At 35.2% G+C, this 21787-nt stretch carries 28 protein-coding genes and 1 riboswitch; all 28 genes read right to left on the reverse strand.

The features are described from left to right. Positions 1 to 148 precede the first annotated feature (148 nt). Positions 149 to 1207 (reverse strand): flagellar biosynthesis protein FlhB, encoded by a 1059-nt coding sequence (gene flhB / locus BW929_RS05780; RefSeq protein ID WP_076544424.1) that lies wholly within the window; start codon positions 1205 to 1207, stop codon positions 149 to 151. Positions 1208 to 1286: 79 nt separating this feature from the next. Then, positions 1287 to 2072 (reverse strand): flagellar biosynthetic protein FliR, encoded by a 786-nt coding sequence (fliR, locus tag BW929_RS05785; protein WP_076544425.1) that lies wholly within the window; start codon positions 2070 to 2072, stop codon positions 1287 to 1289. A 13-nt stretch (positions 2073 to 2085) separates the two neighbouring features. Then, the gene (gene fliQ, locus BW929_RS05790) at positions 2086 to 2355 is read right to left on the reverse strand and encodes a flagellar biosynthesis protein FliQ (RefSeq protein WP_076544426.1); all 270 of its coding nucleotides are present in this window, start codon (positions 2353 to 2355) and stop codon (positions 2086 to 2088) included. 58 nt (positions 2356 to 2413) lie between these two features. Further along, positions 2414 to 3178 (reverse strand): flagellar type III secretion system pore protein FliP, encoded by a 765-nt coding sequence (gene fliP, locus BW929_RS05795; RefSeq protein WP_076544427.1) that lies wholly within the window; start codon positions 3176 to 3178, stop codon positions 2414 to 2416. Further along, on the reverse strand, positions 3171 to 3539 hold the full coding sequence (locus tag BW929_RS05800; protein WP_076544428.1) for a flagellar biosynthetic protein FliO: 369 nt from the start codon (positions 3537 to 3539) through the stop codon (positions 3171 to 3173). The genes fliP and BW929_RS05800 overlap by 8 nt, the downstream gene beginning before the upstream one ends. A 12-nt stretch (positions 3540 to 3551) precedes the next feature. Continuing rightward, complete coding sequence (gene fliY / locus BW929_RS05805) at positions 3552 to 4793, reverse strand: flagellar motor switch phosphatase FliY (RefSeq protein ID WP_076544429.1); 1242 nt, start codon at positions 4791 to 4793, stop codon at positions 3552 to 3554. Beyond that, the gene (gene fliM, locus BW929_RS05810) at positions 4783 to 5790 is read right to left on the reverse strand and encodes a flagellar motor switch protein FliM (RefSeq protein ID WP_076544430.1); all 1008 of its coding nucleotides are present in this window, start codon (positions 5788 to 5790) and stop codon (positions 4783 to 4785) included. Before fliM ends, fliY begins: the two co-directional genes overlap by 11 nt. Positions 5791 to 5802: 12 nt before the next feature. Then, positions 5803 to 6255 carry a flagellar basal body-associated FliL family protein gene (locus BW929_RS05815; RefSeq protein ID WP_076544431.1) on the reverse strand — a complete coding sequence of 151 codons (453 nt, stop codon included), beginning with the start codon at positions 6253 to 6255 and terminating at the stop codon, positions 5803 to 5805. Further along, entirely contained in the window at positions 6248 to 7114 is an 867-nt protein-coding gene (locus tag BW929_RS05820; RefSeq protein WP_234978068.1) for a flagellar motor protein MotB, read from the reverse strand. The genes BW929_RS05815 and BW929_RS05820 overlap by 8 nt, the downstream gene beginning before the upstream one ends. Then, positions 7092 to 7901, reverse strand: coding sequence for a motility protein A (locus BW929_RS05825; protein WP_076544432.1), 810 nt, complete (start codon positions 7899 to 7901; stop codon positions 7092 to 7094). Before BW929_RS05825 ends, BW929_RS05820 begins: the two co-directional genes overlap by 23 nt. Then, entirely contained in the window at positions 7902 to 8111 is a 210-nt protein-coding gene (locus BW929_RS05830) for a flagellar FlbD family protein (protein WP_076544433.1), read from the reverse strand. Between the two features lie 81 nt (positions 8112 to 8192). Then, complete coding sequence (locus tag BW929_RS05835) at positions 8193 to 9836, reverse strand: flagellar hook protein FlgE (protein WP_076544434.1); 1644 nt, start codon at positions 9834 to 9836, stop codon at positions 8193 to 8195. A 163-nt stretch (positions 9837 to 9999) separates the two neighbouring features. Continuing rightward, a complete protein-coding gene (locus tag BW929_RS05840; RefSeq protein WP_076544435.1) occupies positions 10000 to 10395 on the reverse strand; it encodes a TIGR02530 family flagellar biosynthesis protein in 396 nt (131 codons plus the stop codon). 20 nt (positions 10396 to 10415) lie between these two features. Continuing rightward, complete coding sequence (locus tag BW929_RS05845; RefSeq protein ID WP_076544436.1) at positions 10416 to 10847, reverse strand: flagellar hook capping FlgD N-terminal domain-containing protein; 432 nt, start codon at positions 10845 to 10847, stop codon at positions 10416 to 10418. Between the two features lie 13 nt (positions 10848 to 10860). Further along, complete coding sequence (locus tag BW929_RS05850) at positions 10861 to 12495, reverse strand: flagellar hook-length control protein FliK (protein ID WP_076544437.1); 1635 nt, start codon at positions 12493 to 12495, stop codon at positions 10861 to 10863. 115 nt (positions 12496 to 12610) lie between these two features. After that, entirely contained in the window at positions 12611 to 13156 is a 546-nt protein-coding gene (locus BW929_RS05855; protein WP_234978069.1) for a MotE family protein, read from the reverse strand. Then, positions 13153 to 13587: a flagellar export protein FliJ gene (locus BW929_RS05860; protein WP_076544439.1), complete on the reverse strand. Its 435-nt coding sequence runs from the start codon at positions 13585 to 13587 to the stop codon at positions 13153 to 13155. The genes BW929_RS05855 and BW929_RS05860 overlap by 4 nt, the downstream gene beginning before the upstream one ends. A gap of 26 nt (positions 13588 to 13613) precedes the next feature. After that, a complete protein-coding gene (gene fliI, locus BW929_RS05865) occupies positions 13614 to 14921 on the reverse strand; it encodes a flagellar protein export ATPase FliI (protein WP_076544440.1) in 1308 nt (435 codons plus the stop codon). Further along, positions 14914 to 15672, reverse strand: a complete 759-nt coding sequence (locus BW929_RS05870) for a FliH/SctL family protein (protein ID WP_076544441.1) — start codon at positions 15670 to 15672, stop codon at positions 14914 to 14916. Before BW929_RS05870 ends, fliI begins: the two co-directional genes overlap by 8 nt. Next, on the reverse strand, positions 15665 to 16669 hold the full coding sequence (gene fliG / locus BW929_RS05875) for a flagellar motor switch protein FliG (RefSeq protein ID WP_076544442.1): 1005 nt from the start codon (positions 16667 to 16669) through the stop codon (positions 15665 to 15667). The genes BW929_RS05870 and fliG overlap by 8 nt, the downstream gene beginning before the upstream one ends. A gap of 20 nt (positions 16670 to 16689) precedes the next feature. After that, positions 16690 to 18228 (reverse strand): flagellar basal-body MS-ring/collar protein FliF, encoded by a 1539-nt coding sequence (fliF, locus tag BW929_RS05880; RefSeq protein WP_076544443.1) that lies wholly within the window; start codon positions 18226 to 18228, stop codon positions 16690 to 16692. A 44-nt stretch (positions 18229 to 18272) separates the two neighbouring features. Then, entirely contained in the window at positions 18273 to 18569 is a 297-nt protein-coding gene (fliE, locus tag BW929_RS05885) for a flagellar hook-basal body complex protein FliE (protein WP_076544444.1), read from the reverse strand. Positions 18570 to 18585: 16 nt separating this feature from the next. Then, complete coding sequence (gene flgC, locus BW929_RS05890) at positions 18586 to 19011, reverse strand: flagellar basal body rod protein FlgC (protein ID WP_076544445.1); 426 nt, start codon at positions 19009 to 19011, stop codon at positions 18586 to 18588. Positions 19012 to 19013: 2 nt separating this feature from the next. Then, on the reverse strand, positions 19014 to 19400 hold the full coding sequence (gene flgB, locus BW929_RS05895; protein ID WP_076544446.1) for a flagellar basal body rod protein FlgB: 387 nt from the start codon (positions 19398 to 19400) through the stop codon (positions 19014 to 19016). A gap of 55 nt (positions 19401 to 19455) precedes the next feature. Continuing rightward, a riboswitch (cyclic di-GMP riboswitch) is annotated at positions 19456 to 19541 on the reverse strand. Between the two features lie 92 nt (positions 19542 to 19633). Next, entirely contained in the window at positions 19634 to 19987 is a 354-nt protein-coding gene (locus BW929_RS05900; RefSeq protein ID WP_076544447.1) for a response regulator, read from the reverse strand. A gap of 139 nt (positions 19988 to 20126) precedes the next feature. Further along, complete coding sequence (locus BW929_RS05905) at positions 20127 to 20621, reverse strand: chemotaxis protein CheD (protein WP_084566106.1); 495 nt, start codon at positions 20619 to 20621, stop codon at positions 20127 to 20129. After that, positions 20614 to 21216, reverse strand: coding sequence for a chemotaxis protein CheC (locus BW929_RS05910; protein WP_076544448.1), 603 nt, complete (start codon positions 21214 to 21216; stop codon positions 20614 to 20616). The genes BW929_RS05905 and BW929_RS05910 overlap by 8 nt, the downstream gene beginning before the upstream one ends. 27 nt (positions 21217 to 21243) lie before the next feature. Then, positions 21244 to 21726 carry a chemotaxis protein CheW gene (locus BW929_RS05915; protein ID WP_158537715.1) on the reverse strand — a complete coding sequence of 161 codons (483 nt, stop codon included), beginning with the start codon at positions 21724 to 21726 and terminating at the stop codon, positions 21244 to 21246. Between the last annotated feature and the right edge of the window lie 61 nt (positions 21727 to 21787).

Raw genomic sequence — 21787 nt, forward strand, 5'->3', positions numbered from 1 at the left:
TTTGTTATATTTGTAAAAGCTGCAGTATTATCCACTAATAAAATTAACCTCCACCAGTATAAGTAAAAAATTTAAAACAAGTTGTTCTTATTATATCAACTATCAGACTAAATTAAAACAAAATATAGCAATTAATAAATTAATCTCTTTAATTTCTATTTTGAAATATTTTTGCCAGGATTTCAGCCACTGCCTGATAAAGCTCAACCGGAACCTGATCACCAATCTCCGTCATTTTATTTAAGGAACGAGCCAGTGGTTTGTTTTCAACTATTTCGACCTCTGCATCTCTTGCTCTTTCTTTTATTTTCTGAGCAATAAAATCTTCACCTTTAGCCACAACCACAGGAGCTTCCATATCCTCCAGATCATATTCCAGTGCTACAGCAATATGAGTAGGATTAGTGATTACTACATCAGCATCTTTGACAGAAGACATCATACGATTCATACTCATCTCTCGCTGTCTCTGCTTCCGCTGCTGCTGAATCATGGGATCCCCTTCCATCTCTTTTCGTTCCTGTTTTACTTCATATTTAGACATCTTAAGATCCTTATTGTGCTGCCATCTTTGATAAAGTAAATCTAGTACTCCCAAAATTACTAAAGCAGCAATAATTGCAAAAGCCATCCTGGTAATCAAACCAGCAATAGCAACCAGTGACTGATCCAGTCCCTGGTGGATACTATTTTCAAATATATTAAGATTATTCATTAAAAAACGATAAGCAATAACTGCAATCACAGCCAGCTTAAATAATGATTTTAATAATTCAACAAACCCCTTGAGGGAAAAAATGTTTTTTGCACCTTTAATCGGATCTATTTTTTTAAGATCAGGCACCAGGGGCTTGGTTGTAAAGAGAGCTCCAATCTGTAGAAAATTGACCAAAATCCCTGCTGCAGCAGTAACTATCATAATTGGATAAATAGTTTCTACCACTGAAAAAAAAGCATCATATAAAATATTAAAAGCCATATTAATTGTAAACGGTCTGACAATTAAGTTTTTAAAATAATACTGAAGTTGATTAAGTACACCAAAAAATATCTGCTGCATTAAAAAATAAAGAAACATAAAACTTGCCAGCAGCGTAAAAGCCTGACTTATTTCTTTTCCTTTGGCCACATTACCTTCTTCTCTGGCCTCTCTTTTCCGTTTGGGCGTGGCTTCTTCTGTTTTTTCACCAGTTCCATTATCCGCCATAATTTTATCTCCTTCAGTTCAATTTATAATAAGCTAAAAATATTATTAATCTAATATACTCCTTCAAATCACAGTAAAACTAGGGTGCAATCAATTTAAAGAGAGCCGGAATTTCATTAATGACATCCATTAATATTTCTGCATAATAGTGGTTTAAAACCGGCATTAAAACAAATATCAAAATCAAACCAGCCATAATTTTAATTGGTAGTCCAATTATAAATAAATTCATCTGTGGTACTGATCTTGCCAGAAAAGCAAGTATAATGTCAATAAAAAAGATAGCTCCAGCTATCGGCAGAGCAATCTTAACTGCAAGTAGAAACATATCAGCACTTCTTCTAAAAAAATACTGCCAGAGTTCTGAAGAAAAATTAACTCGCCCAGGAGGAATAATCTCAAATGACTGATATAGATGTTTGATTAAAAGCAAATGACCATTTAAAGCCAGAAAAATTAAAGTTACAAAAATATTTTTCAGCTGTCCAATCACCGGTGAATCTACTCCACTAAACGGATCAACAACATTGGCAATTCTGAAACCCATCCGCATATCAACAATTTGACCACCTAACTGGACTGCAGAAAAAACTAGAAAAACAGCCAGGCCCATAAAAAGGCCAATACTTGCTTCACTGATAATTTCAATAATCACCAGCAAATTACTGTCCGGATAAACTGCAGGATAATTCCCTACTACAAGTGGAAATGTAAGAACAGCCAGACTCACCGCTACTAAAATTTTAATCTGATATAATATTACTCGACTGCTAAATATGGGGGTTAAAAGCATCATTCCCAGATAGCGGCTCAAAATTAGAAAGAATAGGTAAATATGTTCGTTAATCATTAATCCATCTATCACTTATAATCAGCCCCTAACTAATATAGGTAGGAATATTCTGCAGAAGTTCCTGCACAAACTCTACAACAGTTGTCATTATCCAGGGACCAAAAAAAGCTATCGAAGCCAGTACAGCAAATATTTTGGGGACAAAGGCCAGTGTCTGTTCCTGAATCTGAGTTGTAGCCTGAAAAATAGCAACTAAAAGACCGGTAATCAAACCCGCTCCCAGAACTGGCAAAACAACAATAATAACAGTATATAAGGCCTGTCTTCCAATATCAAGAACTACTGCTTCTCCCATATGCTTCAACTCCCAAATTATTTAAAATTAGCAATTAAAAATAAGTTTTTTTAATTAATTAGAAAAAAGTTTCGATTAAAGAACCAATTAAAAGATGCCAGCCATCTGCCAGAACAAATAGTAAAATTTTAAACGGTAATGAGATAATAACCGGTGGTAACATCATCATACCCATCGACATTAAAATACTGGCTACAATCATATCTATCATCAAAAATGGAATATATAATAAAAATCCAATCTGAAAGGCTATTTTAATCTCATTAACTAAAAAAGCGGGAATTAAAACAAATGTTGGAAGGTCTTCCCTGGTCTCCGGTCGCTCAATCTCCGCAATGTTAGTGAATAGTGCCAGTGAACGTTCATCAACCTGATTAAACATAAATTCTCTAACTGGAGAAATAGTATTCTGATAAGCTTCTTCCAGACTTATTTCATCAGCAAGATAGGGCTGAAGAGCATTCTGATTTACCCCCTGCCAGACAGGAGACATAATAAATATAGTTAAAAATATTGCAATTCCAATTAAAACCTGGTTGGGCGGCATATTATTTAAAGCAAGTGCCCTCTTTAATATTGAAAAAACAATTATGATTCTGGTAAAAGATGTAAAAAGTATTATGATTGCCGGAGCAAGAGATAAAACTGTCAGCAGGAGTAAAATTTGAAGTGATAAAACTAAATCATCCCCCTGATTTTCAGCTCCCTCATCTCCAATTTGAAAAGAAATATTTGGAATATTAAAATCCTGAGCTGAAACAGAAAAACTGAAATTAAATAACAATAATATTACCAGAGCAATTAAAAATAATCTTTTAAACATCCTGATCACTGCTGTTAGAACTTTTATCTTTAGCCAGAATACTTTTTAGCTTATCTTTAAAATCTCCTTTTTTCCCTTTTTCTTTTCTCAAATCATTAAAATCAAAATCTAACTGATCGATCGGCCAGCTTCGCAAATAATTTAATTCTTCTTTACTACCACCAAGCATTACAATTTCGTTAAAAACCTTAACCAGATAAATTGTCTCTCCATTGGCCAACCGCATTGTATCAATTATTTCCATCTGCCTGGAATTGGTTAAATTAAATCTGTTTTTCAAAAGATAATAAATTGCTAAAATAAAGCCAATTACTAAAACAAGGTAAAAAGTAATCTTAAAGGTTTCCCAGAGATAATTCATTATATCACCAGCCTATATCTTTGATAGTCGTTCAGCGGGACTAATTATGTCTTTAACTCTAAAGCCAAAGTTTTCATCAATAACAACAACTTCTCCCTTTGCGACCAGCTTTCCGTTAACCAAAAGATCTACTGGTTCTCCAGCGAGCTTGTCAAGCTCAATTATAGAGCCATCCCCAAGATCAAGAATATCTCTAATTTTCATAACTGTTTTACCCAGCCTTACTGTAACTTCCAGCGGTACATCTTTAATTAATTCCATATTATTTGGTAAGGGCTGTGTAGATGACTGACTAAATTCGGGAAATTGTGCTGACTGAACATCAACTTTTTCTTCTCTTTCAATATTTCTATTTTGCGGTTCTCTTCTCTGCTGTGAAGACCGCCCGGCTTCACCAGTATTAGTCTGAGAAGCTGATTTGTTTTTTTGTCCCTGAGAGCTCTGAGAACCTTCTGTTTCCTGATATTCTTCTTTAACTGAAGTATCAACTTCTTCTTTTACTTCTTCTTCAATTTCTTCTTCATCAATAGTATTATCCATCAAACCTGTATTACCATGGAGCAGAGAATCAGCCAGATCCTTAACAAAATTATAAGAAGAAATCTGTTTAAAACTGCTATCAATTACATCTCCAACCTTCAGCTTAAAAGAAGTGACAACAATTTTTTCGTTCGGATCAAACCAGTCTCTTCCCTCTTCAATAACATCATCCAGATCTATAAATTCTGCTGTTGGAGGAGATATATTAACCAGTTCATCCAAAATATTTGACATTGCTGTAGAAGCAGCTCCCATCATCTGATTCATTGCTTCTCCAACTGCACTAATTGAAATTTCATTTAACATTTCCTGGTCCATACCTTCGAGACCATCTCCACCCATCATTAAATCAGCAATTACTGCAGCATCTTCTGTATCAATAACTAAAAGACTTAGACCCTCAATTCCTTCGACATATTCTACCTTAACTAAGACACAGGGTCTGTCATATTCTTCAATTAACTGCTGAAAAGTTTTAACATCAACTTCTGGGGTTGTTATATCTACTTTCTCATCAAGTAATGTGGAGAGCGCTGTAGCTGAAGAGCCCATAGCAATGTTATTAACTTCTCCAATAACATCAATTTCTTCTGAATTCAAATCAGAAGCATCTGGCCCACCTTTTTGACTATCTGCTACAGGTTCTTCGTCTTCCTGATCATTCATTAATGCATCTATTTCATCCTGTGATAAAAAATTACCATCATTCGTCATCGTCTTCACTCTCCTCTAACAAGTTTTCCGCTACACCAATAATTTGAATTGCTTTATGATTATTTTTATTTCCAACAACTGCTTCGTATTTTCTTCTGCTGCCAATTTTTAATTCAGCATTTTCTTCAACTTTTTTATCAAGTCTTACCACATCTCCGGGCTGGAGATAAAGGAAATCTTCAACTGTAATTTCTGTACTTCCTAAAACTGCATCAACTTCAACCAGAGCCTCATTTAATCTTTTGCGAAGTTTCGCTATATGTTCTGGAGTCTGTTTCTCTCTGGTACTCGAAAACCAGTATTGAGCATTTAGGTTACTTACAATTGGCTCCAGCATTATATATGGCAGACAAATATTCATTAATCCCTCACTGCCACCTATTCTCGCCGAAAGAGTAACAATTATTGTCATGTCACTGTCTGGAACAATCTGGGTAAATTGAGGATTTGATTCCAGTTCAAGCAGCTTTGGTTTTAACTGAGAAATATTTTCCCAGGCTTCACTAAACCCTTCCAGAAGCCAGCTCATAACTCTTTTAATTACTACCTGTTCAATATCTGTAAAAGAACGTACTTCATCTATTGGATTGCCGAAACCTCCAAAAAGTCTATCAATAATTGCAAAACCAATTTCTGGATTAATTTCAAAAATAAATTGTCCGTCAAGAGGATCCAAATTATTAATTCCAATAATAGTTGGTTCAGGTAGAGAGTGAATAAACTCTGAATAAGAAAGCTGTTCGATTGATGCAACTTCAAAATTAACCATACTGCGAAGTTTGGTAGATAAAGTTGTTGTAAATAGTCTTGAAAGATTTTCGTGAATCATCTGTAATGTTCGCATCTGCTCTTTAGAAAGCTTATCAGGTCTGCGAAAATCATAATCTTTAACTTCTTTTTCTTCTGATTGTTCTTTAGCTTCCTCCACATCAAGGCTGCCGTCACTAATTGCAGAGAGCAGAGAGTCTATTTCATTTTGATTTAGTACATCAGCCATCTTTTATCCTCCCTACTGTACAACCAGTTCTGTAAACCAGACATTTGTAATCTTTCCTGAAATCAATAACTCATTTATTTTATCTTTAACAATTTTTTTAATTGTATCTGAACCAGGCTCTTCTAAAATCTCCTGATTCTGAGCTCTTAGAGTAGAAATTACTCTGTCTCTAATCTGAGATGAGCGTTTGTCCAACTCTTTTGCCAGCTCAGCATTTTCAAGCTCAAAAACTATAGTTGCTCGAACAAAGCTAATCTGACTGTTATTTGAAATATTAACTGTATAACTCCCGGCATTATAAGTTGGCCGTATATCTTCTATACTCTTAACTTGTTCTTTATTTTGCTCATCACTGGAAACTGAAAAATAAGTAAAAAAAGTAAAACTTGCCACCCCGGTTATAATTACTACTAAAACTATAATTAAGGCCAGCATTTTAAAATTCATCTGTCCTTCTTCAGCCATCTATATTTCCTCCTTCCTCAGTATTTTCAGTTTGATTATTATTTAACAGATTTTTTGTATTTGCCTCAGCTGCAGACTCCTGATTACTAACTACAGGCTTGTCTTCAGCTTCAGCGCCATTATTAACTGTATACTGAGAATTTAATACAACTACTTCGACCCTTCTATTTTCAGCTCTTCCCTCAGCTGTAGTATTTTCTGCAACCGGGCGATATTCAGAATAACCTGCTGCAGAAAGTCTTGCCGGATCAAAGTTCCTTTCTTCTATCAAAAATTTTATCACATTAACAGCTCTGGCAGTTGACAACTCCCAGTTAGATGGGAATTCGTCTGTTCTAATCGGTAAATCATCTGTATGCCCTTCAATCATAATATCATTGGGAATATCTTTAAGAATATCAGAAATCATGGCCAGAACTTCTCTCCCCTGGTCTCTAATTTCAGCTCTACCAAGTTCATACAGAATTTCACCAGTTAAACTGATTACCAGTCCCTTTCTTTTGTTTTCAACATTAACTCTGTCACCCAGATTATTAGCTTCTATATAATTGTTTAATTCCCGCATTACCTGTCGAATGTTCTGGGGTGCCTGAGCATAATCTTCACCCAGGGTTCCGGCATCAATATTAGGATTGGGAGTAATAGTCTGTCCTCCCTCTAAAACACCTAATTGACTTTGAAGAGCAGAAATAAAACCCTTAAACTTTTCTACATCCATTGTCGAAAAAGAATATAGTAATACGAAAAAAACTAAAAGCAGAGTCATCATATCTCCAAAAGTTGTCATCCAGGCAGGTGAACCACCTTCATCTCCCCCGCCATTATTATTCTTTTTATTACGAGGCATTTTCTGCAGCACCCACCTCTCCTGCTTCTCCTATTCTGGCTTCTACTTCTTCTTTTTCTCCTTCGGAGAGAAAAGCATGTAATTTTTCTTTAACAATTCTTGGGTTCTCTCCAGCCTGGATTGAAAGAATCCCTTCAATGATAACCTCTTTTACATGAATCTCGTGGTTACTCTGAGTTTCTAAATTCTTAGAAAGAGGAATAAAAATCCAGTTTGCCAGCAGAGCACCATACAGAGTAGTTATTAGTGCTACTGCCATCCCGGATCCAAGCTGATTTGGATCATCAAGCTGACTCAACATTTGCACCAGACCAATTAAAGTACCAATCATTCCGAAAGCTGGTGCCAGCTGACCCATTGTAGCAAAAATACCTCTCCCCTTGGCATGCCTTTCCTGTAAAAAAGTAAGTTTTGTTTCCAGTATATTTCTAACCAGCTCTGGATCTGTTCCATCAACTACCAGCTGAATTCCTTTTTGTAAAAATTCATCATCCATTTCTGCTGCATCATCTTCTAAGGCCAAAAGCCCTTCTCTTCTCGCTTTTTCAGCAAAATTTACTAAATTTTCTATTACATGTTCTGACTCCATTTTGTCATCCTGAAATGAAACTCTTAAAAGATTGGGGATATTCTTTAAATCTTGGAAAGTATAACTGATCATTACACCGGCCAGGGTACCACCTAGAACTACCAGGGCGGACTGAACACTGACAAAGATTACTACATTGCCACCCAGCACCGCGACTAAACTAAATATTATTGCTCCTGCTACCATACCCACTATTGTTGCTAAATCCATTTAAGATCTCTCCCCTGTTCTAGAAATTCCAGCCATTATTTTCTGGCGATAAGTTACTACTTTTTTAATTATATCATCTGCTGAATCTTTGACAAGCAATTTCTTGCCATTGGTAAGAGTAATTACCGTATCTGGAGTCTCCTGTACTTCTTCTATCAGATCAGCATTTAATACAAATTCTTTTCCACTGGTTCTGGTCAATTTAATCATCATACACTTCCTTATTAAAGAACTTTATTATCTATCAGGCCGAAACCTGTGATAGGTCTCAGCCTGACAGTTTAATTAAAATTATCTTTTTAAATTAACTAATTCCTGCAGCATTTCATCTGAGGTTGTAATCAATTTGGAACTTGCCTGAAAACCTCTCTGAGCTGTAATCATATTTGTAAACTCCTGAGAAAGGTTGGCATTTGACATTTCAAGTGTTGCTGGAGCCAGAGAACCAAAACCACCCTGAGCCGCAGCACCTAATTCCGGATCACCGGAGTTACTTGTAGTCTGGAAAACTCCTTCCTGCCGCATCAATCCAGCCGGGTTAGAAAAGTTTGCTAATCCTAACTTAGCCAGAGTTTGTGTTAAACCATTACTATAAGAACCAACAACATCTCCTGTTTCTGTAAAGGAGAACGATTCTAATGCACCATCTTCATAACCATTAACATTGGTAAAATTAGCAGTCATAGATCCATCAAACTGAGTTACTGCACTAAAATCGAGTTCAACAGTTTGTTCCATATCAGGACCAGCAGGGGTAAAAGTTAATTCAACAGTTTCTCCACCATCAATATTACCATTTGCATCAAAGGTTATTGTATGGTCTCCACCCAAACTGGCAGTACCAGTAATACCATCTACAGAAAAATCTTCGTCACTATCACTTATCTGCCATTCATTATTAGCTGTTTTTTCAAGTGGAAGCACTACAGTATGTTTGCCGCCCTGACTATCAAAAACATCAACAGCAATGTTTCTTTTAGCTGTTTGTTCGAAGGCAAGATCAACATTTGCATCATTCACTCCTGTTGAGTTAGTAAAAATATTATTTACATCAGTTGATGATAGAGACAAAGTTTCATCGGGGTTAGTTCCGCTTGGGTCAACAATAGTTGTTACCAAAGGATTTGTCAACAAATCAACTTCAGTTGCTAATCCTTCATTTGTTTCAAAAGAAGTAATATTGCCATTATTATCTAATTTAATTTTACCTTTTAAAGTATCATCAAAAGTTTCTCCATTTGAACTAAATTCAGTTGATGAGTTACTCGCATTCAAAGTAAAATCCCAAACATTAAATTCTTCTGTTTCTTGTAGACTAAATGATAATTCTTCTCCATAACCAGATGCAGTTGATAATTCTAAATTCTGTTCTAAAATTTCTAGACTATTCATTGCTCCAGCATCAAGATTTTTCCCATACTTTACTTTGTCAGTCTCTTGAGCATTAATTTCCTGTTTTAATGTAATGTCATCAATATTTTGAGCATTAAAATCTCCATAGTCTCCATTGGCATCTGCCATCCAGCCCTGAACCAGCATTCCAGTACTGGATGAATATAACCTTCCGTTTTCATCGAAGTTTAAGTTTCCTGCTCTGGAATAAACCTGATTGTTGCCATCTCGTAAAACAAAGAATCCATCTCCCTGAATTGCAACATCAGAAGTCTTCCCTGTTGACTGCAGGTTACCGGAAGACATATCACTATCTATACTTCCAACTCCCACACCAAGTCCAACCTGCTGTGGATTGGTACCGGCCCGGTTAGCCTGTGGTGCAGAAGCACCCTGAATTGTCTGACTTAACATTTCTTTAAAAGTGACACGGCTGCTTTTAAAACCAATAGTATTTACATTGGAAATATTGTTACCTGTCACGTCCATCATCTGCTGATGTGCATTTAAACCTGACACACCGGCATACATCGATCTTAACATATAATTTTTCCTCCTTCAGTATTTATCGGAGTCCTGCTGTTATCGACAGCAGGACAGAGCTTCCTGAAAAAGGTCCAGCTCATATCCGATTTTAAGCTAGTTTTATTATTTTTAGCTTAAATTAAATCAATTAACTTTCCTAATCTCAAATATTATTTCACTTTTATTTCATAAAAACTGCACTATCTATATTTGTAAAGACATTATCATCCATACTTTCCTCATCAACTGCAGTAACTACAGTATTATTTTCCACACTCACAATATAAGCCACATTATTAACCATCACTAGAGAATCCCTTGCTCCTTTATCGCGAGCCTTTTCTACTCCATTATTAAGCTTATCAATTTCAGCTTTAGTAACTGGAATAGCACGGGAATTAATTCTTTTCTGTGCATGTTTCGAAAAAGAAAGTTTTTCTTTTCCTTTCATCTTTTCTCCCAGAACATCTTTAAAAGAAGGAGAATTGGTATTTTTCTTTTTCTGAGCAGTCTTATTTTGCTGCTGTGTTTTAGGTAGAGGTCGTATTGGTTGATTGATCTGTAGTCGATTATCCATTATTAACACCTCTTTTAGCTTTAAACTTCAACATTTTTAACCTGATTAATTTTATTGATTTCAATTTCAGATCCAGTATCAAGAACTGCTAAAACTTTATCCTTGGAAGATTTAACTGCCTCAACAACCCCTTTAAGTTCAACGCCTTCAACGCTGGCTGTAATTTCTTTTCCAATTAGATTACTGTTATCAATCACCTGGTTGGAACTCAGTTTGTTTTCCAGCAGAGAATAAAGTTTTTCAGTTTTTTCCAGTGAAGAAAACTCTGCCATCTGAGATATAAACTCACGATCCTGCATTGGATTAAGTGGATCCTGATTTTGAAGCTGGGTAATTAATAACTTAAAAAATGCATCCTGACCCAGACCATTGTCACCAGTTAGACTGCCTCTCTCCGTTTCCTGTTCATATTGAGTATTTTGAGCGGCTGTTACACCGGTAATATCAGACATTTAACTACCTCCTTTAGGCAAGCAAATTGAGCTTTTCATTAGAAAAAGCCGCTCTATTAATAATTTCCTGCTGCCTCATTACTAAACTATCATTATCTAAGTCAGGGCTACCATTATGTCTTCGAACATAATACTGTCCCTGAAAGAACTGACGCTGCTCATATTCCTGATTCTGACCTGTTTCCCCATCACTAAAACTGTTCTGTTGATCAAAGACAAAGTTTTCCTGTTTATCAACCTGCTGGGGGCCATTTTTCGCAGTTTCAATCTTAAACTGTTCAATATTGATTCCCTGTTTAAGCAGATCTGATTTTAGTCCTTTAAGACTATTTTCCAGCTGTGCCCTCACCAGCTCACTCTCAACCAGCATTTTACCTGTTAATTCTTGATTATCATAAGAAAGACTAATATCAATTTTACCAAGTGATTCTGGTTTTAGTTGAATCTGCATTTCTTTTGTTTCCGGGGAATATTCTCCTTTAAACTGCTCCACAACCTGTGATCTTAAATCAGCACTTTCAGCAAGTTGAGCTCTGTTCTCATTATTTAAACTAAACTGCTCTGTATTAACACTTCCGTTAAGATTTTGATTTTCCTGCCCAAAATTAAAAAGCAAATTAGAATTATCTAAATCAAAAAAATTATTTTGATTTTCTAATTTCCCTGCAGAATCAAAAACAGAAGACAGATCCGAGTTTAGAGAAAAAAGTTCTGAGTTAAGCAGATCAGTTTTAGCTGCTGAATTATTAGCAGAGCTTTGTGAGTCTTGCTGTTTAAGCATTTCTTCTAATTGAACACTTAATTCTGCAAATAATGACTCTCCATCACCAGAAGTAACCATATTGACCGATTCTGACAAAGCAGAATTATCCGGATCAAGTAAGCTGCTTAAAACAGGTGTTTCGAGATTTTCCAGCCTGGAAATTTGGTCCAGTGAATCACTTTCCAGATCAACTGATTTTAAAACAGAAATTAAATGCTCTAAACTACTATCATCATTGGCAGCTGCTTTAGTTTGATTTAAATCAGATTTTAATTTCCTACTATCCAGATTAGACAAAATTTGACTCAGTTTATTTATTTCACTCTTCAGTTCAGAATTTTCTTTTTCAGATAATTTAACCATCCCATTTTTCATTAAATAAGACAGCTTTTCTAAATCTTCAATATTCAATGACTGAAAAGACAGAGCCTTACTTCCTTCAGTTTCATTAAATAAATACTGCAGACTGGACTCTTCTAGATTTAATCTGTTACTGTTTTTTTCCAGTAATGACTTGAGATCTGAAATACTAAGATTATTATTCTGCAAATTTAGCATTAACTGTCCCAACATTGCTCTCTGCTCCCTATTCAAACTAACATTCTGAAGCATTGAGAGAAGTTCTGAAGGAACTTTTTTGCTGTCTTTCTGCAAAACTTTCTTCAACTTTTTAAAGAATCCCTTTTCATCAAGCTTAGCCTTTTTATTCTGACTGGATATAGGTTCTCTGGCAGAATAAGTTTTTCTTTTTTGAGATTGACTGTTAATTTCACGCATAGTCTTAGCAAAACTTTTAGAATGCCCGGATTCAAGATTTTCTTTACCTGGCGAAAAAAAGTCTTTGTTTGAGCTTTGAATTATATTATTGACTATCGCTTCTGTCATTTATTCACCTCCTTTCACAAAGTTTTCTTTTATATACAAAATGATAACTTTGTATTTGGGCATTGAGCCCGTCACACTAAGTTTTCTTTATATATACCTAACTTTCAGAATTAATTTATTCTAAACCCAGCTGGCTGATAAACTTTGCAGCCTGCTGCTGGGGCATAGCCTCTAATATTAAAGCAGCCTGTTCCTCTTTCAATCTACTTAAAACTTCAACTGCCAGATTATTTTCCAGTTCCTGAATTACAGCTGCTGCTGATCCTGGTTCCATCCGGCGATAAATGTTAGCGATTTTTTCTAACCTTGCTTCCCGATTATTCTTTTCAGTCTTTAAAGACTTATAATCTGATTCTAAATTTGCAAATTGATTATTTTGCTCTGCTAATTTTTTATTTAATTCTTCAATTTGAGTTTCTAATTCCGCAATTTTACTATCTTTTTCAGAAATTGTATTTTTAAGAGAATTATTTTCTTCTTTTAAAGAATCAAGCTCTGACTGAGTAATTAAATAATCTTTAACAAACGGAGTATTATTAGCAAGATTACTCACAGTCGCCTTAATATCAATAATTCCCAGTGCATCAAAAGACCAGGATAACATAGCAAATAATATTAAAAATAATAAGAGAAAAAATAAAATCTTTTTTATCAAGTTCATCTCCCACCCATAGAATAAAGTCGTCCCAACTCGTCAAGTTCTTTTTGCTCATCCTCCAGAAATTCTTTAACAAACTTTTCAATTTCCTGTTCCTTTAATTTTTCTAAAGTCTTTCGCTCTTTTTTCTTTTCCAGTAGAATATCAAGCTGCTCATCTACTTCTTTCTTTTTTTCCTTTTTTTCTTTACGGACTCTTTCTTGTTTAAGTTTTAAATTTTTCAAATAACGCCTGAGGCTGATATTTAGTGCAAGATCATTTTCTTGATCTCTTAAATGCTTAAAAATATTTTCTTTTTCCGATTCCAGTGTCTTAATCTTATTTTTAAGAGCATTTAACTCTTTTTTTAAGATTAAATATTTATCTTCTTCCTGTTCTTCCTGTCTGATCCTTAAATTTAAGATTTTTTCAAACTTAAATTTATATCCCTTCATTTTAAGCCACCTCAATAACTATATATCTAATTATTAGCTATTTCAATTAACCGTTTTACAGTCTGCTCATAACTGGCTGATTCATTAACCCCCTGAGTCAAAAAATCATTAATTTCATCTATTTTATTTATTGCTTTATCCACCTCAGGATTGGAACCTTTTTCATAAGCTCCAATATTGATTAAATCTTCAGACTGATTATAAGTTGCAATCATTTTCTGCAAGCTTGCTGCAGCCTGACTGTGTTCTTCGCTCACAATATCTTCCATAATTCTGCTCACACTGCTTAGAACATCAACAGCAGGATAATGACTTGCTTCTGCAAGTTCTCGCGAAAGCGAAATATGACCATCTAAAATACCTCTCACTGTATCTGAAACAGGTTCATTAAAATCATCACCCTCAACAAGCACAGTATAAAGAGCAGTTATTGATCCCCGATCATTGGTCCCAGTTCTCTCTAATAATTTGGGTAGCTCAGCAAAAACAGAGGGTGGGTAACCCCTTGTAGCTGGTGGTTCTCCTATTGCCAGCCCAACCTCTCTCAGAGCCATAGCAACCCGAGTTACAGAATCCATCATTAACAGCACATCTTCTCCCTGATCTCTAAAGTATTCTGCAATTGCAGTGGCAATATTTGCAGCTTTAACTCTCAGCAGAGCCGGTTGGTCGGAGGTAGCAACTACTACAATTGAGCGTTCTAAGCCTTCTTCCCCCAGATCTTTTTCGATGAAGTCTCTGACCTCACGTCCCCGCTCACCCACAAGACCAATAACATTAATATCAGCATTGGTATTCCGAGCAGCCATCCCAAGTAAAGTAGATTTTCCAACACCACTACCTGCGAAAATACCCATTCGCTGGCCTTTACCGCAGGTCAAAAAACCATCAATACAGCGAACCCCTAACGACAGTGGCTCTTTAATTCTTTCCCTGGTTAATGGATTGGGAGGTTTACGATTAACGGGAACTTCACTTAAACCACCAAGATCAGCGTCGGTAATTACATTTCCTGATCCATCAATTATTTTACCAAGCAGCTCTCGTCCCACCTTAACTTTCAATTTCGAATCAGTGGCCACAACTCTCGCTCCGGGCTTAATGCCTTCCATCTCACCAATCGGCATCATTAAAACTTTATTATCATCAAAACCAACAACCTCAGCTTTAATATCACCCTGTTCTCCTTTGATCAAACAGAGCTCTCCCAGTGATGCCTGGGGTCCAATAGATTCGATAACCAGACCAATCACCCGATTGATATGACCAAAATTACGAGTCATATTAATATCCTTAAGTTTATTCTCTAATTTTGACATATCTAAATCAATCATGCTGTTCTACCTCTTTTAACAACTCAGTTTTTATTAAATCAAGTTTATGATCAAGACTTCCTTCTTTGCCACCAAGATTAGTTTCAACTACACAATCACCTTTTCGCAATTCTGGATCTGAAATAAATTCAATATTTTTTTGATTTATATGCTGATAAAAACGATTCTCCTCAATATATGGCAGCAGCTGCGGATTAACCCTGACTACAATATCTCGATGATTATCGTCTACTTTTCTCAGCATATCAGAAATAATATTATTTATCATATCATGCTCTGTTTCTAATTTAACGTCAATAACAATACTGGCAATTTTAACCGCCAGTTCAATCACATCTTTGCGAATACTACTTTTTTCCTTTTCAAACTCTCTCTCAAAACTGGAAATTAAATCAACTAATTGTTTTTCCTTTTTTTCAATTTGAGATTCTGCTTCTGCCAGACCTTCTTTTCGGGCTTCATCTTTAGTTTCCTGATATATTTTATCTTTCTCAGACAGTATTTTCTCTTTTTTAGATTTTGCCTGTTCAATAATTGTTTCCGCTTCTTTTTCTGCTTCTTTAATAATTTTATCTGCTTTTTTTTCAGCCTGGCTCAAAATTTTATTTTTATTACTATTAATTTTATTTGCTTTATTTTCCTCTTTCGAAAAAGATTCATCTCTGTCATCATTATTTAAAGAAATGGTTTTAGGTTTTTGACTTATCTTATATTTACCTGTAACCTGAGATGCCTTAATAACTTTAGACAATTACTTCACTCTCCCCACCTCTGGCTATAACAATTTCTCCACTTTCTTCTAATTCTCTAATCACATTAACAATTCTCTGCTGAGCATCTTCGACCTCTCTAATTCTTACAGGTCCCATAAATTCCATATCTTCTTCCAACATCTCTGCTGCTCGCTGAGACATATTTCCAGTTATAATATTTTCAACCTCATCACTGGCTGTTTTCAAAGCTAATGCAAGGTCGTGAGTTTCAACCTGTCTTAATACAAGCTGTACTGCTCTATCTGATAGAAGAACAATATCCTCAAAAACAAACATTCTCTTTTTAATCTCTTCCACCAGTTCCGGGTCATCCTCTTCCAATTTGTCTAAAATATTCTTTTCAGTACCCCGGTCAACCTGATTTAAAACATCAACAATTGACTGGACTCCTCCTGCACTAGCATATTCATTAGCAGCAACTGATGAAAGTTTCTTTTCTAAGACGGACTCAACTTCCTTGATTATTTCCGGAGAAGTTCTATCCATAACAGCTATTCTTTTTGCTACTTCACTCTGAATTTCTGGTGAAAGTGAGGATAGGACTTGAGAAGCCTGAGTTGGATTAATATAGGCAAGAATCAGAGCAATTGTCTGTGGATGTTCTCCCTGAATAAAATTCAACAATTGAGTGGGGTCTGATTTGCGAATTGAATCAAAGGGCCGTACCTGAAGAGTAGCAGTTAAACGATTGATAATACTTCGGGTTTTATCCTTACCAAATGACTTTTCCAGTATTTTCTTGGCATAATTAATCCCACCAGAATTAATATAATCATTTGCTTTCTGCAGTTGCAAAAATTCTTCCTGAATCTTCTTTTTGGTCTCAGGATCAATTTTATTTTGATTGGCAATTTCTAACGTTAATTTCTCAACCTCTTCGTCATCTAAATGCTTAAAAATATCAGAAGATACGTCCGGTCCCAGTGAAATCAACAAAATAGCCGCCTTTTCTTTTCCTGTTAACTCTTCTCTCATAACAAAAACCCCTTTGACATTTATTCATCAACTAACCAGCTGCGTATCAACTTAGCTGCATTTTCTGGATCAGAATGAATCATATTTTCAAGTTCATTTTTAACTCTGGCTCTTTTTTTCTGGTCTGCATCTGGTTCAAATAAATCAATTTCTTCTTCATCTTCTTCAACTGAAACATCAACTTTACTTCCTCTGTTTGCCGCGGGTTTTTTGCGATATAAATAAATAATTAAAGCAGATGTTAGTAATAAAACTAATAATATAAGGCCACCATAAATATACATCTGTCTTCTTTCCGCTGCTGCACGAGCCTGAATAGCATCCTGAGCTGCCTGTTCAAGTGAATCGTCAAAAGCCATCGAGCTGATATTTAAAACATCACCTCGCTGCTCATTATAGCCAATTGCTGCACTAACCGCATCCCTAATTTGTTGCATAGTTTCTTCATCTGTACTCTGATCTACAACTACAGAAACAGATAAACGCTGAACCTCACCTGGCGCATAAACATGATGTTCAATTCTTTCATTTATTTCATAATTAGTAATATTATTTTTTTTCTCATAACTGCTATTTTCTCCGGTGCCATTCCCTTGATATTGAGGAATATTTGTATCTGTGCCCGGAGCACCACCTGAAGCTCCATTTTGCTGAGTTTCAGTATTTATTTCTTCACTGCGAACAATTCCACTTTCATCAATTACAGGTGAATATATTTTGCTTTCTGACTCCCTCTGATCAAAATTTAAGTTTGCGTTAACCTGAACTGCAAAGTTATTTGGTCCTAAAACCTTAGTTAACAGGGTATTTAAATCATTTTTTAAAGCAGATTCGAATTCCTGCTGCATTGCAAAATTCTGGGGATCAGACCACTGATCATTATTAGGATTAGAAGGATGAGACAGCAGGTTTCCGTTTGTGTCAACAACTGTCACCTCTGTTAAAGGTAAATCCTGAACTCCACTTGCAACTAGATTCTGAACAGCATTAACTCTTTCTGCACTCATATTATATCCAGGAGCCAGTTTAACCATAACTGAAGCCGTAGCCGACTTCTCCTCATCTAAAAATAGACTTTCCTCTGGTGGTGTGATCTGAACACGAGCAAATTCTATCCCTGAAATTGACTGAATAGAACGGCTCAATTCTCCACCCAGTGCGCGATAGTAATTAACTCTTCTTTCAAATTCTGTTGTACCAAATTCACTATTATCAAAAATTTCAAAACCGACAACTCCCTGATCCGGGAGACCTGCCGAAGCCATATCAAGTCTTAATCTATAGATCTCGCTTTCTGGAACTAAAACTGTATTACCATTACCCCCAAGCTGATAATCTACATTATTTTCATCCAGTCTTTCTACAATAGCTGCAGTATCATCTGTAGACAGGTTGGTAAAAAGAGGTTGATAGTTTGTAGAAGTTCCTCTAAATATAAGATAGCCAAAAGCTCCAGCCATTAATATTGTGAGAACAATAATTAAGATTTGAATGTTTCTATTCAATTTTTGCCACGTGTTTTGAATCTCTTCTTTATATTTTGCGAAAAATTCGGCCATCACTATACCTCTTCCATAAATACTCTTTGTTTTACCATCTTATACTATACCTGCAGACGCATAATTTCATTATATGCATCAATCACTTTGGTCTGAACTGCAGTTGTCAGATTAACTGCTACCTTAGCTTTCTCGGCAGCAATCATCACATCATGTATATTGTCTGTTTCTCCAGCAGCAAAACTGGCTGTCATAGCCTGCGAATCTTTTTGCAGCTGATTAACTTCGTTCATTTTTTCTCTAAACAAATCCGAAAAAGCTTCGGTTTTTTTGTTTTTATTCTCATTTTCAAGAGAAAAGTTTTCAAATCCACTCTGAAATTTAACTGGATTAATCTCCATTTTCTTCCCTCCTTAATTAAGTACTAATATTTAAAGCACTATTTGCCATACTCTTATAATTAGAAATTGCCTGAATGTTTGCCTCATAGGCTCTTGTTGCATCTATCATATTAACCATTTCGGTCATAATACTAATATTAGGAAGCTCTACATAACCGTCCTCATTTGCATCAGGGTGCTCAGGACGATACTCAAGGCGAAATGGAGATTGATCTTCTGCAATTTCTGCAACTTCTACTCCAGCCGATTTAAGATTATCAGAATCAATTCCAACTTCCATCTGATTTTCTATTTTTTGTCTAAAAATCGGAACTTTTCGTCTGTAGGTATTGCCATCTTCATCCCTGGTTGTTTCCGCATTAGAAATATTTGATGATATGGTATCCATTCTTAATCTCTGAGCAGTTAAACCGGAAGCACTAATATCTATTCCTTTAAACATTATTATTTACCTCCCTGCTGGATAACCTGGTTTAAGGTGGAAAAATGTCCGGCAGCTCTATTTGACATTACATTATAATAAATACTATTTTTTGCCAGTTCTGCCATCTCAACCTCAACATCCACACTATTTTCGTCATTTCTACTATTCCTATTATTCTGACCGCTGCGAACAGAAGTATATTGTTTACTAAAAGCTATATGGTTACTCTGAGTAGTTTTCAGACTAATAGAATTAGAAGAATTTATTTCCTTTTTCAAGGCAGTTTTAAAATCAATATCCTGTCTTTTGTAGCCCGGGGTGCTCACATTTGCCAGATTATTAGCAATTAATTCACCTCTCCGAGCAGAACCATTAAGTGCTCTGGTTATAATTTCTAAATTGTCCATATATTTAAACCCCTTTCAAGCAAAAAAATCTACAGTCACAGCTATAGATTTTTGAATGTGCAGTCTGGCAATCATAATACAAAATATCTTAGACCCATAACTTTGCGTCATTAGCTTTCGCTAATTTTGCTAATATTTTAAATACATATATTAATTTTTTAAAAAAATAATTTATATTTAAATATATTAAAAATAAATATAATCAAAGATTTATTAAATATTATAATTCAATATTACAGCAGCTTTTTAAGCGATTCCATTACCCTATCTTTTTTAAATGGTTTGACAATAAAATCTTTTGCTCCCATTTCAATCGCCTGAATAACAATTTTTTGCTGACCCATAGCACTACAAACAACAATCTGAGCACTGGGATCTATATCCTGAATTGCTTTAATAGCTTCCAGTCCATCCATAACTGGCATTGTAATATCCATAGTAACTATATCGGGATTTAATTCCTGGTATAATTCAACTGCTTCTTTTCCATTTTCGGCTTCACCGGCTATTTCAAATTCATCTTTTAATATATTTTTTAAATTTAATCTCATAAATGCTGCATCATCAACAATTAACACCCTAGGCATTTAAAAATTACCTCCTCTAGATTATATCTACTGTTATATTATATAATAACAGAAATGATTCTTGTTTACAATAGTAAAAAAATAATTTATCTAAAAATACTAATAATGTCTTTTTTCCATCTATTACTATATAATAAATTTATATGGTAATCAAGTCTCTGCTGAATGATTTAACTTCAACTCGACCATCATCAGGATAAAAATACATTGAACGTCCATAATCTTTGCCAACATCACTACCTATAACTTTTATTCCCTCATTTTTTAAAACTTCTTTAACTGCTTCAATATTTCTTTCACCAATCTTCATTACTGAGTCTCCACTTTCCGACTTAAACATTCCTGCCCCACCTACAATCTTAGCTGAAAGCCGCCTTTTTTTGGCACCTGCAGCCTCCATTTCCTCAATCAAAAAAGGAATCCCTGTATCTGCATATTTTACAGTTTTTTTGCCCCCTGGATTTTCAGGCAGCATAATATGGACAAGTCCCCCTACCTTAGAAAATTTATCATAAAGCGCAATTCCAATACAGGAGCCAAGTCCCAGAGTTGCTAAAACTGTATTTTCATCACCTATGGCATGATCTGCCATTTTAACAACCATTTTTTCTGCTACCAGATCCGAACTAGGCAAAACTACCACCTGCCAGTCGCTGAAAAAGAAAATCCAGGGAATCTTTTTCCGGAATGAAAAAATAAAAGAGTTCCAATTTCTCTTTACCAGCAACAAATTCTGTTTCCAGAAGCAAAATAAAATCTTCAGTCTGACTGTAATCAATAACAGAAGAACTTAAAACAGCTCCAGCCATGTCGTAAGCCATCGCTGGTACACTTTGATCAAGGTCTAAATCAGTAAAATCATTGATTGCTTTTAAATAAGCTCCACTTAGTATATTTCCCAATTCATTAAGAGCAGAATTCTGCATTTCTTTTCCGGGAAGATCATCCGTAGAAAAAATTAATTTTAACATTTTTTCAACATTTTCCATATCAACTACAAGTAAAATTTTACCCGATATTTCTCCAGAAAAATTAATCATAATACAGGCAATATATTCTTCTTCATCACCGGTAATTGCAGGTAAATCCTGGATATCAATTAACTCCACTTTAGGAACAGTCATATTTATTTCATGACCAATCATCCCTGAAAAAGCAGTGGCTGCGTTTCCCGCCCCGATATTTGCTACTTCTTTAAGTATATCTTTTTTGGTCCTATCTAATTCCATAAACTCCTCCTCCTGGCATTATTTATTTTAACTATCGACTTTTTTTAGTTCTTCTATTTCGCGATTACTTAAAACATTTTTTAGGTCAAGAAGCAGGAGAAGCTCACCATCTTTATCAGCTCTACCAACTCCCTCAATATAATCACTATCTACTTTTCTGGCTAAATCAGGAAGGTTTACAATATTTTCTCTGGTTAAAGGCTCAATTTCTTTAACATCATCAACCATCATCCCCGCAGTTAAACCATCCAGCTCTACAATTATTATTTTCTCTTCTCTATTTTTTTTCTGCCCTTCAATATTAAGACGCAACTTTAAATCAACAACCGGAACAACAGCTCCCCTTAAATTAATTATTCCGCTGATAAAATCTGGACTATCAGGAACAAAGGTCATTTCTGTATTAGAAAGGATTTCTTTTGTTTGATTGATATTTACTCCAAATTTTTTGTCTGCCAGATAAAAAATAACATACTGTTTTTTATCCCGGGTTATTTCTTTAAGCTCCAACACCATCACCTCCTGTACATTTATAAAACCTTTTTTCAGAATAAAACTTTCCTCTGCTTCA

Origin of the sequence: Halanaerobium kushneri, from assembly GCF_900156285.1 — a bacterium.
GTDB classification, from domain to species: Bacteria; Bacillota; Halanaerobiia; order Halanaerobiales; family Halanaerobiaceae; genus Halanaerobium; species Halanaerobium kushneri.

Coding starts and splice junctions, on each gene's coding strand:
- flhB (WP_076544424.1), bottom strand. CDS start 1,207: ATGGCGGATAATGGAACTGGTGAAAAAACAGAAGAAGCCACGCCCAAA.
- fliQ (WP_076544426.1), bottom strand. CDS start 2,355: ATGGGAGAAGCAGTAGTTCTTGATATTGGAAGACAGGCCTTATATACT.
- fliP (WP_076544427.1), bottom strand. CDS start 3,178: ATGTTTAAAAGATTATTTTTAATTGCTCTGGTAATATTATTGTTATTT.
- BW929_RS05800 (WP_076544428.1), bottom strand. CDS start 3,539: ATGAATTATCTCTGGGAAACCTTTAAGATTACTTTTTACCTTGTTTTA.
- fliY (WP_076544429.1), bottom strand. CDS start 4,793: ATGACGAATGATGGTAATTTTTTATCACAGGATGAAATAGATGCATTA.
- fliM (WP_076544430.1), bottom strand. CDS start 5,790: ATGGCTGATGTACTAAATCAAAATGAAATAGACTCTCTGCTCTCTGCA.
- BW929_RS05815 (WP_076544431.1), bottom strand. CDS start 6,255: ATGGCTGAAGAAGGACAGATGAATTTTAAAATGCTGGCCTTAATTATA.
- BW929_RS05825 (WP_076544432.1), bottom strand. CDS start 7,901: ATGGATTTAGCAACAATAGTGGGTATGGTAGCAGGAGCAATAATATTT.
- BW929_RS05830 (WP_076544433.1), bottom strand. CDS start 8,111: ATGATTAAATTGACCAGAACCAGTGGAAAAGAATTTGTATTAAATGCT.
- BW929_RS05835 (WP_076544434.1), bottom strand. CDS start 9,836: ATGTTAAGATCGATGTATGCCGGTGTGTCAGGTTTAAATGCACATCAG.
- BW929_RS05840 (WP_076544435.1), bottom strand. CDS start 10,395: ATGGATAATCGACTACAGATCAATCAACCAATACGACCTCTACCTAAA.
- BW929_RS05845 (WP_076544436.1), bottom strand. CDS start 10,847: ATGTCTGATATTACCGGTGTAACAGCCGCTCAAAATACTCAATATGAA.
- BW929_RS05850 (WP_076544437.1), bottom strand. CDS start 12,495: ATGACAGAAGCGATAGTCAATAATATAATTCAAAGCTCAAACAAAGAC.
- BW929_RS05855 (WP_234978069.1), bottom strand. CDS start 13,156: ATGAACTTGATAAAAAAGATTTTATTTTTTCTCTTATTATTTTTAATA.
- BW929_RS05860 (WP_076544439.1), bottom strand. CDS start 13,587: ATGAAGGGATATAAATTTAAGTTTGAAAAAATCTTAAATTTAAGGATC.
- fliI (WP_076544440.1), bottom strand. CDS start 14,921: ATGATTGATTTAGATATGTCAAAATTAGAGAATAAACTTAAGGATATT.
- fliG (WP_076544442.1), bottom strand. CDS start 16,669: ATGAGAGAAGAGTTAACAGGAAAAGAAAAGGCGGCTATTTTGTTGATT.
- fliF (WP_076544443.1), bottom strand. CDS start 18,228: ATGGCCGAATTTTTCGCAAAATATAAAGAAGAGATTCAAAACACGTGG.
- fliE (WP_076544444.1), bottom strand. CDS start 18,569: ATGGAGATTAATCCAGTTAAATTTCAGAGTGGATTTGAAAACTTTTCT.
- flgC (WP_076544445.1), bottom strand. CDS start 19,011: ATGTTTAAAGGAATAGATATTAGTGCTTCCGGTTTAACTGCTCAGAGA.
- flgB (WP_076544446.1), bottom strand. CDS start 19,400: ATGGACAATTTAGAAATTATAACCAGAGCACTTAATGGTTCTGCTCGG.
- BW929_RS05900 (WP_076544447.1), bottom strand. CDS start 19,987: ATGCCTAGGGTGTTAATTGTTGATGATGCAGCATTTATGAGATTAAAT.
- BW929_RS05910 (WP_076544448.1), bottom strand. CDS start 21,216: ATGGAATTAGATAGGACCAAAAAAGATATACTTAAAGAAGTAGCAAAT.